The sequence below is a fragment of the Pannonibacter sp. genome (assembly GCF_051860505.1).
In the GTDB taxonomy this organism is placed as follows: Bacteria; Pseudomonadota; Alphaproteobacteria; order Rhizobiales; family Stappiaceae; genus Pannonibacter.
Genome location: NZ_JBHYDX010000017.1, coordinates 81,031 through 97,512 on the forward strand (window position 1 = coordinate 81,031; position 16,482 = coordinate 97,512).

Annotated in this window: 10 protein-coding genes; 7 read left to right on the forward strand and 3 right to left on the reverse strand. The window is 61.9% G+C overall.

All coding sequences use genetic code 11. The features are described 5' to 3' along the window. From ACTIFE_RS13385 to ACTIFE_RS13395, 3 genes are all read right to left on the reverse strand, one after another. Window positions 1-2,310, reverse strand: a complete 2,310-nt coding sequence (locus ACTIFE_RS13385) for a PAS domain-containing sensor histidine kinase (RefSeq protein WP_439529657.1) — start codon at window positions 2,308-2,310, stop codon at window positions 1-3. Window positions 2,311-2,521: 211 nt separating this feature from the next. Next, window positions 2,522-5,164 carry an aminopeptidase N gene (gene pepN / locus ACTIFE_RS13390; protein WP_439529658.1) on the reverse strand — a complete coding sequence of 881 codons (2,643 nt, stop codon included), beginning with the start codon at window positions 5,162-5,164 and terminating at the stop codon, window positions 2,522-2,524. A 59-nt stretch (window positions 5,165-5,223) separates the two neighbouring features. Next, on the reverse strand, window positions 5,224-6,291 hold the full coding sequence (locus ACTIFE_RS13395) for a hypothetical protein (protein WP_439529659.1): 1,068 nt from the start codon (window positions 6,289-6,291) through the stop codon (window positions 5,224-5,226). Between the two features lie 190 nt (window positions 6,292-6,481). Here ACTIFE_RS13395 and ACTIFE_RS13400 point away from each other — a divergent pair, with 190 nt between their 5' ends. From ACTIFE_RS13400 to ACTIFE_RS13430, 7 genes are all read left to right on the forward strand, one after another. Continuing rightward, window positions 6,482-7,648 (forward strand): CaiB/BaiF CoA transferase family protein, encoded by a 1,167-nt coding sequence (locus tag ACTIFE_RS13400; protein ID WP_439529660.1) that lies wholly within the window; start codon window positions 6,482-6,484, stop codon window positions 7,646-7,648. Between the two features lie 125 nt (window positions 7,649-7,773). Further along, on the forward strand, window positions 7,774-9,645 hold the full coding sequence (locus ACTIFE_RS13405; RefSeq protein WP_439529661.1) for an adenylate/guanylate cyclase domain-containing protein: 1,872 nt from the start codon (window positions 7,774-7,776) through the stop codon (window positions 9,643-9,645). A gap of 154 nt (window positions 9,646-9,799) precedes the next feature. Continuing rightward, a complete protein-coding gene (locus ACTIFE_RS13410) occupies window positions 9,800-11,683 on the forward strand; it encodes an ABC transporter ATP-binding protein (protein ID WP_439529662.1) in 1,884 nt (627 codons plus the stop codon). Beyond that, window positions 11,680-13,587, forward strand: coding sequence for an ABC transporter substrate-binding protein (locus ACTIFE_RS13415; protein WP_439529663.1), 1,908 nt, complete (start codon window positions 11,680-11,682; stop codon window positions 13,585-13,587). The genes ACTIFE_RS13410 and ACTIFE_RS13415 overlap by 4 nt, the downstream gene beginning before the upstream one ends. A gap of 51 nt (window positions 13,588-13,638) precedes the next feature. Continuing rightward, window positions 13,639-14,664, forward strand: coding sequence for an ABC transporter permease (locus ACTIFE_RS13420; RefSeq protein ID WP_439529664.1), 1,026 nt, complete (start codon window positions 13,639-13,641; stop codon window positions 14,662-14,664). Further along, a complete protein-coding gene (locus tag ACTIFE_RS13425; protein ID WP_439529665.1) occupies window positions 14,661-15,833 on the forward strand; it encodes an ABC transporter permease in 1,173 nt (390 codons plus the stop codon). The genes ACTIFE_RS13420 and ACTIFE_RS13425 overlap by 4 nt, the downstream gene beginning before the upstream one ends. Window positions 15,834-15,880: 47 nt before the next feature. Continuing rightward, window positions 15,881-16,474: a class I SAM-dependent methyltransferase gene (locus ACTIFE_RS13430; protein ID WP_439529666.1), complete on the forward strand. Its 594-nt coding sequence runs from the start codon at window positions 15,881-15,883 to the stop codon at window positions 16,472-16,474. Window positions 16,475-16,482 lie beyond the last annotated feature (8 nt).

Sequence of the window (16,482 nt, forward strand, 5' to 3'; positions counted from 1 at the left end):
TCAGGCGGCGTGGGCTTCCTGGGCGAGGGGCAGGGTGAAGGTTACGGTTGTCCCCTGTCCCGGAACCGAGGCAAGGGTCAGCGCTCCGCCCTGGAGTTCGACCAGCGAGCGGGCGATGGCCAATCCGAGACCTGAGCCTTTGTGCGTCTTGGTGAACTGGTTCTCGACCTGGACGAAGGGCTGGGCCAGACGCTCGATATCGGCCTTGCGAATTCCGATGCCTGTGTCCTTGATCTCGAACCGGGCCATGCCGCCGCGCTGTGTGACCGTGAGCCTGACCTGACCGCTGTCCGGCGTGAACTTGACGCCGTTTGACAGGAGGTTGAGCAGAACCTGCTTGAGGGCGCGTCGGTCTGCGGCAATGACCAGGCCCTGCGGCATGGTGCAGGTCACGTCGATGGACTTTTCCTGGGCCGGGGCGCGAATGATGCGGATGGCTTCATCGATGACGGTGCCGGCATCAAGGGCTGCAACATTCATGTCCATGCGGCCTGCTTCGATCTTCGACATGTCGAGGATGTCGTTGATCACGTTCAGCAGGTAGGTGCCGCTGTCATAGATGTCGCGGCAATATTCGGCATAGCGCTCCGAGCCGATCGGGCCGAACATCGATTTGTCCATGATATCGGAGAAACCGATGATCGCGTTCAACGGTGTGCGCAGTTCATGCGAGATGTTGGCAAGGAATTCAGACTTGGCACGGTTGGCGTTTTCCGCGTTTGTCTTTTCCTCGGAGTATTTCTCGGCCAGTTCCACGAGCTGCTGAGCCTGCATCTCGAGGGTCTGGCGGGATTTACGCAGGTCCGAGATGGTGGCGATCAGACGGCGCTCGCTCTCCATCAGGCGTTCTTCCTGGCGCTTCAGGGCGGTGATGTCGGTGCCGACCGAAACGAAGCCGCCGTCCTTGGTCCGGCGTTCCGAGATCTGCAGCCAGCGGTCATCATCCAGTTGCGCCTCGTAGCTTGCATTGCTGCCTGCGATGGGGGCAGGGCCGCGGGCGGGGATGGTGGTGATGTGCGAGTTCCGCGCGGCAGCCATCACCTTGGTGTAGGGCGTACCGGGGCGCACGGCGCTGTCGGGAAGATTGTGCAGTGACTGGTAATTGGAGTTGCAGATGACAAGTTCATTGTCCGAATTCCAGAGAACAAAGGCCTCGGAAATCGTTTCGATAGCATCCCGCAGCCGCAGGTCCGCTGTCCGGCTCTGCTCGGCCAATTCATGCTGTTCAGTGACGTCGATGCAGATGCCGATCAGATGCGGTTCGCTGCGGCCCGGTTCTGTCTGGACTTCCCCGCGCGCCCGAAGCCACACCCATGACCCGTTGGCGTGACGCATCCGGAACATCCGGTCGACGGTCGTCTCGCCGGAGGTCAGGAGGCTTTCGGCAAGGGCGTAAAGGTCAATGTCATCGGCATGTGTCAGTTCTGAAATCTCTGAAAAGCCGAGGATGTCATCCTTTGGCTCACGCCCGAGCATGTCGTAGAGCGAGGCGGACCAGAACACGCGCCCCCTTGCGAGGTCCCAGTCGAACAGGCCGCAACGGCCATGGGCAAGCGCCGTATCGATGCGGGCCCGTGTAGCCGCATAGATCTCATCCGCCTGCTCGGCGCGGGTGGCTTGCGAGAAGAAGCCGTAGACCAGCACCAGCAGTACGGTGGCGGTGCCGACGAACAGCGTCACATTTGCTGAAACATCGCCGCGCCATTCGGCGAAGATGTCCTTCTCCGGCTGCATCACAGCGACCATGCCAAGACGGCCGCTGAGATGATGCACGGTGGCCAGTGCTGGATTGCCACTGTCCTTGTTGATGGTCAGCACCCCCGCGCGGGCGCCGAAAACCGTCAACGGCTGCGAAGGGCCAAAGACATCAGCGATCATCTGGCCTTCAAACTCGGTCTGCAGCGGAGCGCTGGCAACGATCAAGCCGGTCGGGTCGGTGACGAGAATGACGCGGCCTTCTCCTGTTGCGCCGGCCGGTAAGGCGTCGGCCAGGACCCGTTGCAGGGCGGAGCGATAGCCCACATCCGGCAATTGGCTTTCCTCCGAGCCGACGCGCGCGGAGAGAACGGAGGCGATGAGGGAGATTTCGTCGCGGGCCTGCAGTTCGACGTCCTGGTAGTCGAACGACAGTTCAAGCACGCGGTAGACGGCGAGGCTGGCGATAAAGACCAGGCACAGGACCGGGATCAGGCGGCGGAACAGGGGTTCGGTGCGCAGCAGGCGCTGGTAGGTCGGCTGTGCCAGCAGGCGAATATGCCCGGTCAGCGTGCCGCTTTTCTTTCCAGCTGTAATCTGGGCAAGGCGTCGCATGGACGCGCTGCCGGCAAATGCCCGCGCCATCGGTAGAGCCCCGATTGTCTTGAAAAAACGTCGATCCGGTAAGCAGTTACGTCCGAATCAATTGCATTTGAATCCACGAACCGGCTTTTGTCCAGTGGCTGACGGGAAATTTTTGGTTAACGCCTCAACTCAAATTGGAGGTGATGCGTTAACCTTTTGCTAAGTGCTTGAAATCGGACTCTTAAGCCAGGCAGCGTTCGACAATGTCTCGCGTGTCCTTTGACAGGATGGCAGAACCCGCGATGCGGGTCAGGACCCCTTCGGCGAGCCCGGCACGCACCGGCTCGAGGGCCTGCCAAGACCGGAAGGCGGAAACGAGCCTTGCGGCAAGCTGCGGATTGCGCTGGTCGAGCCGTTCGACAACATCGCCAAGGAACACGAACCCCGCCCCGTCCGCCCGCGTGAACTGGGACTGATTGCCGGTTGAAAAGGCGCCGATCAGGGCGCGCACCCGGTTTGGATTGGAGAAGTCGAAAGCGGGATGCCGGGTCAGGGCGTCGATCTGGGTCAGGGCTGTGTCTGCCGGGTTGGTTGCCTGCACCGTAAACCACTTGTCCATTGCGAGCGGATGTCCGCCGTGGCGCTTTTCGAAGGCGGCAAGCGCATCCGAAGCGCCAGCCAGTTGCTCGTGGACAAGGACGGTTAGCGCGGCCAGACGGTCGGTCATGTTGTCCGCCTCGCGGGCATGCCGCGCGACAATCTCCTCCCGGTCGTCCCGGTCCGAGACAGCAAGGTAACCGAGGCACAGGCCTTTCAGGGCACGCTCGCCGGCATCGGCTGCGGATGGAGTGAACGGGCGCTGTCCGAGCGTTTCGGCGTGGGCGACGAACGCCTCGACATGCGCGCTGCCGATTGCCGAGCGCAGCATCCTGCGTGCCGCGAGTATCGTAACAGGTTCAACGTCCTTGCCGATTTCCCGCGCCAGATCGGCCTCGCCGGGCAGATTAAGCACCTGCGCCCTGAACGCCGGATCGAGGGTAGAATTGCTCAAGACCTCGCCGAAGGCGGTGACGAGGGCGGTATCGACCGTCACCGCCTGACCTTGGCGCAGGCCGGCATAGAGCCGCATCAGTTCGCGCGTGGCAAGATCCTGCGCTGCCTGCCAGCGGTTGAAGGGATCGCTGTCATGCCGCAGCTGAAACAGCAGGTCTGCGGGCGACTGCGACGCGCTCAGGGTCACAGGCGCGGAAAAGCCACGCAACAGGGACAGGACCGGCCGGCCGGAAACGTCGGCAAACGTGAAAGTTTGACTGCGCTCGGAAAGGAGCAGGACATCGCCGTTGGCTTGATCCGTTTCCTGCGGACGCAGGTCCAGATCCTCCCCATTACCGCCGAGGAAACCGAAGCGCAGCGGGATCAGCATCGGCTGCTTGCTGTCCTGGCCTGGGGTCGGCGCCAGGCTCTGGGTCAGGGTCAGCGAGGCCGCGCCGCTCCCTGCGTCATGGACAAGGTTCACCTCGACGCGCGGCGTGCCCGACTGCTCGTACCACAAGGAGAACTGGGTCAGATCGCGGCCACTCACGTCTGCAAAGCAGGCGAGAAACTGCTCGATGGTCGCCGCATCGCCGTCATGGCGCCGGATATAAAGATCCATGCCTTTGCGAAAATCTGTTTCGCCGAGCAAGGTCTTCAGCATGCGGACGACTTCGGCCCCTTTCTCGTAGACCGTGGCCGTGTAGAAATTGTTGATCTCGCGATAGGCGCGCGGGCGCACCGGATGCGCCAGCGGACCGGCATCTTCGGGAAACTGATGTGATTTCAGAAGGCGCACATCGGCGATGCGCTTCACCGGGCGCGAGCGCATGTCGGAGCTGAACTCCTGGTCGCGGAAGACGGTGAGGCCTTCTTTCAGGCAGAGCTGGAACCAGTCGCGGCAAGTGATGCGGTTGCCGGTCCAGTTGTGGAAATACTCATGCGCGATCACGGCCTCGACATGGGCATAGTCCTGGTCTGTCGCCGTTTCCGGATCAGCCAGAACATACTTGTCGTTGAAGATGTTGAGGCCCTTGTTCTCCATCGCGCCCATGTTGAAGTCGGACACGGCGACGATGTTGAACACGTCGAGGTCATATTCGAGACCAAACACCTGTTCGTCCCATGTCATCGAGCGCTTGAGCGAACCCATCGCCCAGCCACACATGTCTTCCTTGCCCGGCTCGACATAGATGCCAAGCTCGACGTTTCGGCCTGAGGCGGTGGTGAAACGGTCCTTTACGCAAGCGAGAGTGCCGGCGACGAGGGCGAAGAGATATGCGGGCTTGGGATGCGGGTCATGCCAGACGGCAAAGTGGCGGCTGGTGCCCGGCAGGCGACCGCTGTCCTTCAGGTTGCCATTGCCAAGCAGGACAGGAGCCTCGTCCAGCTCTGCCTCGATCCGGGTCGTGTAGACAGAAAGGACATCCGGCCGGTCGAGGAAATAGGTGATCCGCCGAAACCCTTCCGCCTCGCACTGCGTGCAATAGGTGCCTGACGAACGGTAGAGCCCCATCAGCGTGCTGTTGGCATCCGGGTTGAGCTGGGTTTGGATCTCCAGCCGGAACGGCTCTGATGGCGGACGCAGCAGCGACAAGGCTGACGGCGTTGCCGAGAATTCGTCCGCCGACAGAGCATGTCCGTCGAGCTGCAGGCGTTCCAGTTGCAGTCCATCGCCGTCCAGCGTGAGAGGTGTACCGGCGAGGGTGCCTGGAGCACGGCGGATCGACAGTACCGCCTTGACGCGCGTGGAAGCCGGATGCAGCCAGACGTCGAGATCGACCGTATCGATGCAGTAGGCGGGTGGCCGGTAGTCTTCGAGCCGGACAACGGTCTGGTCATGCGTCGACATGGGGGTACTCCTGCGGCAGGCGTCGGTATGCTGCGGTTTAGCCAGACCGGCCTCGCCCGTCACGCGGCCTTTTCGATGATCAGGCCGAAGCAGGTGGAGGCAAATCCGTCGATGGACAATTTCATGTGCGGCGCGCCATCGGTCCAGCACTGGGTGAGGATCGCCGGCCAGTCGTTCACGTAAGGCGGAATGTCGATGAACTGGTCCATCGGCGCTTTGCCAATGTCAAAATTCAAAGGGCGCACCTTGTGACCCTTTGCGCTCAGATGCGCGGCCAGTTCCTCGAAGTGCTTGCGCTGGTAGAGAACGGTGACCCAGTTGTCCAGGGTCTCGCCGTCGTTCATGAAGTTGAACTCGGTGGTATGGACAGCGATCCCGCCCGCCCGCAGCGGCTTCAGGGAATTCTCGATGAAGTCAAGCCCGTGCCTGAGGCTGCCCAGGTGCTCCAGTGCACAGATCGACCAGGTGAAGTCGAAGTCGGCAAGGTCATCCGGAATGGTGTTCATGTCGACATAGCGCAGGCTGATATGCCGGTCGAATGCCTCCCGGGAGACCAGTTCTGCGCGGAAGGCCTTCTCGATACTCGCCGCATATTCGTTGGTCTTTGACCACACCTTGGCCGCTTCATTGTCCGGCGGAAGATCGGTCACCAGCACATCGACAGCTTCGCTTGCCAGCAGCGAGGGGATTGGTTCCTCGCCGCAGCCAAATCCAAGGCCGCGCTTGCCGGGCTGGATCATGCCATGCTCGTGCAGGGCCTGCAGGACATAGACGAATTCCCAGAGTTTGCGATGGAAGAAGATCGGGATCTGCAGCCGCCCGGCCCAATAGGCTGCCCAGTCCGATTCAAGGTCCAACTGGGTCGATGCCTTGCTCTCCAGTCCGACATGATGGACGGTCAGGCCGGTTCGCACCGGCAGGTCAGCGGCCAGCTTGCGGGCGAGGGCGTAGCCCATGTTCTTGATATTGTAGTGCAGGAACTCGATGTCTTTTGTCTTGGCCCACATCGGATTGATGTTGGGCTGTCCGGTATCTCGCGTGAGACGGATCCGGTTGTCGAACAGGTACTCGGTTGTCCGTTCGACAAAGGCGCGGATGTCCTCGGTCAGGGTTGGCTTCTTGAACATGGCGAGGCAATCCGAAATGGAAAAGAGAACAGGATGGGACGGGGTATAGCCCTAGCAGGGCGGGTTGTTCGCGGGCAAGCCTGAACGTGCAGGCTGCAGCTGTCGGTTTTGATTGCGCAGCTGCATCCGGAGAGCTATCGCAACGGCTGTCCAAGCTGGCAACCTGACGTGAATCGCGAAGGAGCAGTCCGTGCGTGCACCCCTTGAAGGCATCAAGGTGCTTGAACTTGCCCGTATCCTTGCGGGCCCCTGGGCGGGTCAGACCCTGGCGGATCTCGGCGCCGAGGTGATCAAGGTCGAAAGTCCGCAGGGCGACGACACGCGGACCTGGGGGCCTCCGTTTGTCGAGCCGTCAGATGGGGGCAAGCCGGATGCAGCCTATTTTCATGCCTGCAACCGCGGCAAGCGGTCAATCGCCGTCGACTTCACGACAGCCGAGGGCCAGGACCTTGTTCGCCGTCTCGCCGCTGATGCCGATATCCTGATCGAGAATTTCAAGGTCGGCGGTCTGGCGAAATATAGCCTCGATTACGACAACCTGAAGGCGATCAATCCGAAGCTGATCTATTGCTCGATTACCGGCTTTGGCCAGGATGGGCCTTACGCGCACCGTGCGGGCTATGACTTCATGATCCAGGGGCTTGGTGGCTACATGGATCTGACCGGCGCCGCCGATGGCGAGCCGCAGAAGGTTGGCGTCGCGGTGGCGGATATTTTCACAGGCGTCTACAGCGTCATCGGCATTCTGGCGGCTCTTCGCCGCCGCGACATGACCGGGGAGGGCGAGCACATCGACATGGCCCTTCTCGATGCGCAGGTCGGTGTCCTGGCAAACCAGGCCGAGAATTACTTCATCTCCGGCAAGGCGCCGCGTCGCATGGGAAATGCGCATCCCAACATCGTACCCTACCAGGTTTTCGCAACATCCGACGGTCATCTGATCATTGCCTGCGGCAATGACGGCCAGTTCCAGCGCCTGTGCGGCGTGTTGGGATGCCCGGAACTGGCAAACGACCCTGCTTTCGCTACCAACAGCGCGCGGGTAGCCGCACGCGAGGCGCTCGTCCCGAAACTCGCTGCTCTGACGTTGACCATGACCCGGGACGACCTTTTGGCCCGGCTGGAATGTGTGGGCGTACCGGCTGGTCCAATCAACACCATTGCGGATGTGTTCGAGGATCCCCAAGTCCGCCACAGGGAGATGAAGATTGCCCTGCCGGCTGACAGGGTTGCGAAAGGTGAGGTGCCTTCCGTGCGGACACCGATCCGCTTTCGCAATGCCGGGTTGGTGCTTGAGCGCGCCGCGCCGCGGCTCGACGAGGATGGTGACGAGATCCGTTCAGGACTTGGGCTTTAGAATGCCGCAACGACAGCCTGTTACAAGCAGTATGGTTGCTTTGCCGGCCAAATCGGGACATCCCTCATTGACCTGACCGATTTGCGGTCCGGTTGCCAGGACTGCAAGAGAGGACAAGCAAGAGGATGGCGGCACGCCTGCGTTTTCCATGGCTCCGGCAGGTTCCCCTGACGCGGATTGTCAGCCTCGGCTTCGGCCTCTTGGTTGGCGTTGCTGTATCGCTGGTCCTGTTCATGATGGTCCAGGCGAACATCCAGAACACGTTTTCGCTGCTGAATGACAAGGCAATCCTGATTATCCAGAGCATGGAGCGGCAGGTGCGCGGCTATCTCGACCAGATGGAAGAGGCTGTTGTTGCGCTGAAGGTCTTGTTCGATGAAGGGCAGATTGACCTTGGCAACAAGGACAGCGTGCTTGCCGACCTCTCGGCTGCGCTGGCCGCGAATTCCCGCATTACCGTGCTTCTGATAACTGACGCCGGTGGTGAGACCTATGGCGTCTACAAGGCGCCGAACGGCAAGCTCTGGCCTTTCAAGCGGGCATCTGAGGTGCCAGGCGGTATTCAGCATGCCATGCCCGAGACAATGCCCAGTTCGCGGCCGGTTTGGGGCCCGCTGGTCAGCAATGAGTCCGGCGTCTTCGCCAACGTCACCGTGCCGATCTTGCGGCGTGGGGATCCGGTTGCCTATCTGACGGCTGCAACCTCGATGACGAGCCTTGGCGACGCCGTTCGCGCCCTCGACGAGGGGCCTGACGCGACCACATTCATCATCACCGGCGAGGGCGAACTGATTGTCCATTCGGACCAGCATCTCTTGCTCACAGGTGGATCCCCGGACAGGCAGGTGCCTTCGTCTGTTGCTGAGTTCGGCGATCCGGTACTGTCAGGCATCCCGACCGGCGCACATTTTTCGACGTTCCAGAAGGCGGCTGATCTCGGCATCGAGGTGCTGGGCATTGAGGCGAGTGGTGAGGAATTCATCCTGATGCGTGTGCCGATCACGGGCTACAGTGCGACGCCCTGGATCATCGGCCAGTATTTTCGCGGCACATCCGTTTCGCGGGAAATCCGGCGTCTGTCGGGCTCTGCGGTGGTCGGATTTGGCGCCATGGTGGTTGCCGTCTTGCTGGCGATCTGGCTGGGCCGACGGGTGTCCCGGCCTTTGCGCGACATTGCCGAACAGGCCGAGCATGTCGGACGTCTGGCGCTGGATGATGTGACACCGCTGCCGCGCAGCCGGGTGAAGGAAGTTGACCAAGTGGCGCTGGCCTTCAATGCCATGGTCATTGGTCTCAAGGCGATGAACACCTATGTGCCGCGATCCCTGTTCCGCAAGCTGATGCGCCTCGGCATCGACCGTGCCGCCATGGCGCGGGAGGCGGAACTCACCATGCTGTTCAGCGACATCGTTGGGTTCACGGCCGTTTCGGAACACATGTCGGCTGCAGAGACGGCCGAACTCCTCAACGAGCATTTTGCGCTTCTGGTGGAGGCCGTCGAGAGCGAGGGCGGCACGGTCGACAAGTTCATCGGCGATGGCATGCTCGCCTTCTGGGGGGCGCCGGACGCCCGCGCCGACCACGCTGTCGCGGCGGTGCGGACATCACAACGGATCAGTCATGCCGTGAAAGCCTGGAACCAGCAGCAGATCGCTGCCGGACGCCCGGCGATGCATCTGCGGATCGGACTGCATTCCGGGGCAGTCGTGGTGGGCAATGTCGGTGCGCTGGACCGCTGGAACTATACCATCGTCGGCGATGCGGTGAATGTCTGCGAGCGGCTGCAGTCGCTCGGCCGCGAGGTTGCGCCATTGGATGAGGTGGTGATCCTGGCCAGCGAGGACACCATCAACCGCCTGCCACCCGGCTGCGCCTGCGCCCCGGTCGGGACGCACCGTTTGCGCGGCCGCACAGGAGATGTCGAGGTTTGGAAGCTCGATGCGGACGGCGACCCTGACCTGTTGCGGGCCGTCGGCGGCCAAGTCGCTGCGGAATAGGCATTTTCTCCCCCCTGAACCAGTGTGATAGCGATCACACAACCGCCATTTAACCTGTCCGGCATCGGGCCGGTCTGGTATTGGTTGTTGTAAGGTGGCCTCTGGTCACGCTATTGCCTGTTTCACCAACAGTCTCTTGGGGGAGGGACGAAGAGTGAATGTTTTATCGATCAATGGTCTGACAGTCGATTTTCACACGGATGAAGGCGTTACCCGCGCCGTCGATAACGTGTCTTTTGTCGTTCCCCAGAACCGGACCGTCGCCTTGGTGGGCGAGTCTGGATCCGGCAAGACCGTGGTATCGCAGACCATCATGGGGCTTCTGCCCTCTGCCGCGCGTATTGCTGCCGGCGAGGTGGTCCTGTCTGACCCGACTCGTGTCGAAGCCCCTGTCGATATCGCCCAACTGGACCGCAAGGGCCAGCGCATGCGTCACCTGCGCGGCAACAAGGTGGCAATCATTTTCCAGGAACCGATGACCTCGCTGTCGCCATTGCACACCATCGGCGACCAGATTGGCGAGGCCGCGCGCCTGCATCGTGGCGTCGGTCCGGGCGAGGCGCGTGAGCTGACCCGCGAGATGCTGCGCCTGGTGCAGTTTCCCGACCCTGCGCGTGCCCTCGACAATTTCGCCTTTGAACTCTCCGGTGGCTTGCGTCAGCGCGCGATGATTGCCATGGCGTTGATTTGCCGCCCGGCCCTCCTGATCGCAGACGAGCCGACGACGGCGCTCGATGTCACGATCCAGGCAGAGATCCTGAAGCTTATCAAGGATGTACAGTCCGAGCTTGAGATGTCAGTCCTGATGATCACTCATGACTTCGGTGTCGTTGCCAACATGGCGGACGAAGTTGTGGTGATCTACCACGGCCGCATCATGGAAAAGGGCACGGCTCGGGCGCTGTTTGAAAATCCGCAGCACGACTATCTGAAGGCGCTGCTGAGTGCCGTGCCGCGGTTTGCCATGGACAAGTCGGAGCGGCTGGTTCCGATCCGGCCGATTGCTGTCGATACGGCAAATATCCGCCGCCCGGCCGCCGAGGCTCCGGCGCTGGCGCCTGGCGAGCCTCTTGTTGAGGTCCGCGACGTCTCAAAGCGGTTTTCCATCCGCAAGGGCAGCCTGTTTGGCGGCAAGGCCCGCAGTATGACAGCGCTGGACCGCGTCAATCTGACCATCCGCAAGGGGGAGTGTCTTGGGCTCGTTGGGGAGTCCGGTTCCGGCAAGACGACCCTGGCCAAGGCGATCCTGCGCGCCATCCCGATTTGCGGTGGCAGCATCCACTACAACGGCGGCAAGATCGGCTGTGACATTGCAAAGCTGCAGGGCACGGACCTGATGGACTTCCGCCGCAAGGCGCAGTTCATTTTCCAGGATCCGTTTTCCTCGCTCAATCCGCGCATGACCGTGAACGAGATTCTCGCGGAGCCCTTGCTCATCCACAATATCGGCACACCGGCAGAGCGTGCCGAACGGGTGCGCGAGCTGATGCGCCTGGTTGGGCTTGATGCGCGCTACCTGCGTCGCTATCCGCATTCCTTCTCCGGCGGCCAGCGGCAGCGCATTGGTATTGCCCGGGCATTGGCGCTCAATCCGGAGTTCATCCTTTGCGACGAGCCGACGTCGGCGCTGGATGTGTCGGTGCAGGCGCAGATCCTCAACCTGCTGCAGGACCTGAAGCGCGATCTCGGACTGACCTATCTCTTCGTCAGCCATAATCTGGCCGTCGTGGACTACATCGCCGACCGTGTTGCCGTGATGTGCCGAGGGCGACTGGTTGAACTGGGTGAAACGCGTGCGGTCATCGCCAATCCGTTGCATCCCTATACGAAGGCCCTGCTGGCCGCCGTTCCGGAGCCGGATCTGGACGCCCCGCTTGATTTCAGTGCGCTCGGAGCGCAGCGCGCCTCGGACCCCTCGTCCTGGCCGGAGCCCTTCCGTCTTGGCGAGGGCATAGAGCCGGCGCTTGTCGAACTTGAACCCAATCATTTTGTCTGTGCGCCCGGCCTCGCCGGTGCCGAACGGGAGACTGCTGCATGAAACTCAGGATGGCTTTGGGCCTTCCGGCACTGGTCTTCGCCGGACTGTTCGGCGCCCAGGCACTCGCGTTGGACCTCAAGGAGACGCCCGGCCTTGAGGCGCTCGGCTTCACTGGACTGCCGCCGGTGGCGGAGCGGGTGCCGGCAGATCCGCTCATCGTTGACCTTGAGGCACAAGGCCGCAAGGTCGGCAACGTCGGCGGCACGATCAACACCTTGATCGGCCGCGCCCGTGATGTGCGCCTGATCAACGTCTGGGGCTATGCCCGCCTCGTTGGCTACAACAGCAAGCTGGAGCTGGTCCCTGACCTTCTCAAGAATGTGACGGTTGAAGAGGGCCGGATCTTCACACTTTCGCTGCGCAAGGGACACAAGTGGTCTGACGGCGCGCCTTTCACCGCCGAGGACTTCCGCTATTTCTTCGAGGATGTGGTTTCTGACCCGGATCTGACCCCTTCTGGCCTGCCGCCCTTCCTGTTGGCCGGGGGCAAGGGCCCGATGTTCGACGTCATCGATGAGACCACCGTGCGCTACAGCTGGGAGCAGCCGAACCCGCTGTTCCTGGCGGAACTGGCCCTGTCGCGGCCGCCGTTCATCTACCGGCCGGCGCATTACCTGAAGCAGTTCCACGCCAAATACGGGGACGCGGCTGTCATCGCCAAGGGCGTCGAGGCGCAGAAGGTGCGCGGCTGGGCGCCGCTGCACAACAAGCTCGACGACATGTACAACGCGATGAACCCGGATCTGCCGTCGCTGCAGCCCTGGATCCGGCGCACGGCCGACAGCGACCAGCGCTTTGTCCTGGTGCGCAATCCGTTCTATCACCGCATTGATCCTCAGGGTCAGCAACTGCCCTATGTCGACCGGGTGGTCATGACCGTCGCGGACGGCAAGCTGATCCCCGCCAAGACCCAGGCTGGAGAAGCCGAGCTTCAGGCCCGCAACCTGTCCTTTTCCGACATTACGGTGCTGAAGCAGGGCGAGGCCCAGCACGGCTACCGCACGCTGTTGTGGCCCAATTCCAAGGGCTCGGAAATCTCGCTGCTGCCGAACCTGACCGTGAAGGATCCGGTCTGGCGCGAACTGCTGCGCGACACCCGCTTCCGCCACGCCCTGTCGCTCGGCATCGACCGCGACATGATCAACAACGTCCTCTACTTCGGGCTCGGCCAGGCCGGCAATGACACGGTGCTCAGCATGAGCCCGCTGTTCAAGGAAGAGTACAAGACCGAGTGGGCCGGGTTCGACGTCGAGCAGGCCAATGCGCTTCTGGATGAGATCGGTCTGACCACCCGCCGTGGCGATGGCATCCGCCTGCTGCCGGACGGGCGCCCGCTGGAGATCATCGTCGAGACCAATGGCGAGAGCCAGACCGAAGTCGACGCGCTGGAACTGGTGGCCGAAACCTGGAAGGAGATCGGCGTCAAGCTGTTCTCCAAGCCAAGTCAGCGGGATGTCATCCGCGACCGGGCCATGGCCGGCGAACTGGTGATGTCCGTCAGCACCGGCTTCGAGAATGGCATCCCGACCGCCGACATGCCGCCCACGGATTATGTCCCGGCGCGCGGCGATCAACTGACCTGGCCGACCTGGGGGGATTACCTGGAGACCGCCGGCAAGGGTGGTGAGAAACCCGACTGGGCTCCAGCTGCGCGTCTGAGCGAGCTCTACCAGGGCTGGTTTACCGCCGCTGATACGTCCGCGCGTGAGAGCATCTGGCAGGAGATCCTGCAGATCCATGCCGACGAGACGATCCACATCGGTCTCGTGTCCGAAGTGCCGCAGCCTGTCGTGGTCAAGGGTCTCGAGAACGTGCCGGACGAAGCCATCTACGGCTGGGACCCGGGTGCGCAATTCGGTATTCATCGCATGGATGAGTTCTGGCTTTCCAGCGCCGCAAAGTAACTAGGCCAGGGTGGCGGGCTTGCCCGTCACCTCTGACCCTTGGGGGACGCAATGCTTATTTACATCCTGCGCCGGATCCTGACGATGATCCCGACGCTGCTTGTGATCAGCTTTCTCATTTTCTTCATTATCGAGCTGCCGACGGGAGACTACATCTCCAACCAGATCGCCGTGCTGCGCTCGACCGGCGAGGCGTCCTCCATCGCCAAGCTGGAGTTTTTGCGCGCCGAATTCGCGCTCGACCGGCCATTCTTCGAGCGGTTCCTGATCTGGATCGGGCTATGGCCCGGGCCGCATGGGTTTGACGGGCTGATCCAGGGCAACTGGGGCTGGTCGTTCGAGTTCGACAAGCCGGTGCAGGCGGTGGTCGGCCCGACCTTGCCGCTGACGATTGTGCTCAATGCGGCGACCATCCTCTTCGTCTATATCGTCTCGTTCCCGATCGGCATCTATTCGGCCACGCGGCAATATTCCTGGGGCGACTACGGCTTCACGTTCCTCGGGTATATCGGTCTTGCCACACCCAACTTCCTGCTTGGCCTGATCCTGCTCTATTTCTTCAACAAGTGGTTCGGGTTGTCGGTGGGCGGTCTGATGGCATCGCAGTACATCGATCAGCCCTGGAGCGTCGACAAGGTGATGTCCGTGCTCGCCCATCTCATCGTGCCGACAATCGTCATCGGAACGTCCGGAACGGCGGCGATGATCCGGCGCTTGCGGGCCAATCTTCTTGACGAATTGCACAAGCAATATGTCACGACGGCGCGGGCCAAGGGCCTGTCCGAAGGGCGACTGCTGATGAAATATCCGCTGCGCATGGCGCTCAACCCGTTCATTTCGGACATCGGCAACCTGATCCCGTCGATGGTGTCCGGCTCGGTGATCGTGTCGGTGGTGCTTAACCTGCCAACTGTCGGTCCGGTTCTTCTCAATGCCCTGCAGGCGCAGGATCAGTTTCTGGCGGGCTTCATCCTGCTGTTCGTCGCGGTTCTGACGCTGGTCGGAATGCTGATCTCCGACATCCTGCTGGCGATCCTGGATCCGCGGATCCGTCTCGGCGGGAGGGCTGCGACATGACCAATCCGCAGCATCCCGGCGAAACGCCGGAACATTACGTCGATCCGACGCCGTTCAATCCGCACGTGACCCGCGAGTTGACGGCCGACCAGGAGCGCTATTTCCAGGCTTCGCAATGGAAGATCATGTGGTGGAAGTTCCGCCGCCATCGTGTTGCCGTTTGGTCTGCAGTGGTTCTGATCTTGTTCTATCTCTGTGTTCCCTTCGCAGAGGTGATTGCGCCCTATGAGGCCAACAGTCGCGATTCCAAGTTCCTCTTTGCCCCGCCCCAGGGCGTGCATCTGTTCCATGAGGGTTCGCTGCACACGCCGTTCGTCTATCCGATGAAGGCGAAGATCGACATGAACACGCTGCAGTGGACCTATCAGCAGGATCGCAGCAAGCCGATGCCGCTGCGGTTCTTCTGCTCCGGGGACAAATACGAGTTCTGGGGACTGTTCAAGGCCGATTTCCACCTGGTCTGCCCGCCCAAGGGGGGCTCGTTCTACCTCCTCGGCACAGACCGGCTTGGACGTGACCAGTTCTCGGGCCTGATCTACGGGGCCCGGCTATCCCTCACTGTCGGCCTGGTCGGTGTTGCCATTTCGATCCTGCTCGGCCTGTTCTTCGGCGGCATTGCGGGTTATTTCGGCGGGATCGTCGACAGCCTGATCCAACGGCTGATCGAGATCATGCGCTCGCTGCCTGAACTGCCGCTCTGGATGGCGCTCTCGGCGGCCTTGCCGGTCACGTGGAACCCGGTCTGGATCTATTTCGGCATCACCGTCATCCTCGGACTGCTCGACTGGCCGGGTCTTGCCCGTGCCGTGCGATCCAAGCTCCTGTCGCTGCGGGAGGAAGAATACGCGCAGGCTGCCATGCTGATGGGGGCAAAGCCGTCCCGCGTCATATCCAAGCATCTGTTGCCGGGCTTCACCAGCCACATCATCGCCTCTGCCACCTTGTCGATCCCGGGCATGATCCTTGGTGAGACGGCCCTGTCCTTCCTCAATCTCGGCCTGCGGCGTCCGTCGGTGTCGTGGGGCGTGATGTTGAACGAGGCGCAGAACATCTCGGTGGTGACTGTCTACCCGTGGCTGATGGCCCCGGTCCTCCCCATCATCATTGTCGTGCTGGCGTTCAATTTCCTTGGCGACGGTTTGCGCGATGCGGCCGATCCCTATAAGTGAGACCGCAGAACCAGTTGCATTGGGCCCGTCGGGCCATGGAGAAAGTCATGTCGAAGAACGCAAGCACCGCCGAGGGATGGGACGAGGAATACGCAGCCGGCCGCTGGGCCTTCCTGCGCGATCTCCCCGAAAGTGGTCGCTATGGCATCATCGGCATGTGGCTGATGCTGAACCGCGCCTTTGACAAGGTGCTCGACATCGGCTGCGGCGAGGGTCTGCTCTATGAGCGTCTCGCCCCGCTCGGCCTCAAGCATTACGTCGGCGTCGACCTCGCCCCCAAGGCGCTGGACATCGCCGATGTCGACCCGTCCATCGCCTCGCTACGCGCGGGCGACATGCATACCTTCGAGCCGGCTGCGGACGAACAGTTCAATGCCATTGTCTTCAACGAGGTGCTGCACTTCGCCGAGGATCCGGGTGCCGTTGTCGCCCGCTACATCCCCTGGCTGGCCGAGGATGGCGTCATCGCCCTGTCGATGTACTCGCCGAAGCGCCCGGAGTCTGGTGCCAACAAGCTGATCGCCCGCCTGTGGGACGCCACCGACGACACCAGCCGCTGGGTCGTCCTTGATGACTACCGCCTTGTCTCCGACAAGAAGGGCGTCACCTGGCGCATGCGCTTGGTCAAGCCGGTTCGTTGAAGTCGGTC

What these genes read in the sequence shown, in the direction of transcription:
- ACTIFE_RS13395 (WP_439529659.1), bottom strand. Translation starts at nt 6,291, where the DNA reads ATGTTCAAGAAGCCAACCCTGACCGAGGACATCCGCGCCTTTGTCGAA.
- ACTIFE_RS13385 (WP_439529657.1), bottom strand. Translation starts at nt 2,310, where the DNA reads ATGCGACGCCTTGCCCAGATTACAGCTGGAAAGAAAAGCGGCACGCTG.
- pepN (WP_439529658.1), bottom strand. Translation starts at nt 5,164, where the DNA reads ATGTCGACGCATGACCAGACCGTTGTCCGGCTCGAAGACTACCGGCCA.
- ACTIFE_RS13425 (WP_439529665.1), top strand. Translation starts at nt 14,661, where the DNA reads ATGACCAATCCGCAGCATCCCGGCGAAACGCCGGAACATTACGTCGAT.
- ACTIFE_RS13405 (WP_439529661.1), top strand. Translation starts at nt 7,774, where the DNA reads ATGGCGGCACGCCTGCGTTTTCCATGGCTCCGGCAGGTTCCCCTGACG.
- ACTIFE_RS13420 (WP_439529664.1), top strand. Translation starts at nt 13,639, where the DNA reads ATGCTTATTTACATCCTGCGCCGGATCCTGACGATGATCCCGACGCTG.
- ACTIFE_RS13415 (WP_439529663.1), top strand. Translation starts at nt 11,680, where the DNA reads ATGAAACTCAGGATGGCTTTGGGCCTTCCGGCACTGGTCTTCGCCGGA.
- ACTIFE_RS13430 (WP_439529666.1), top strand. Translation starts at nt 15,881, where the DNA reads ATGTCGAAGAACGCAAGCACCGCCGAGGGATGGGACGAGGAATACGCA.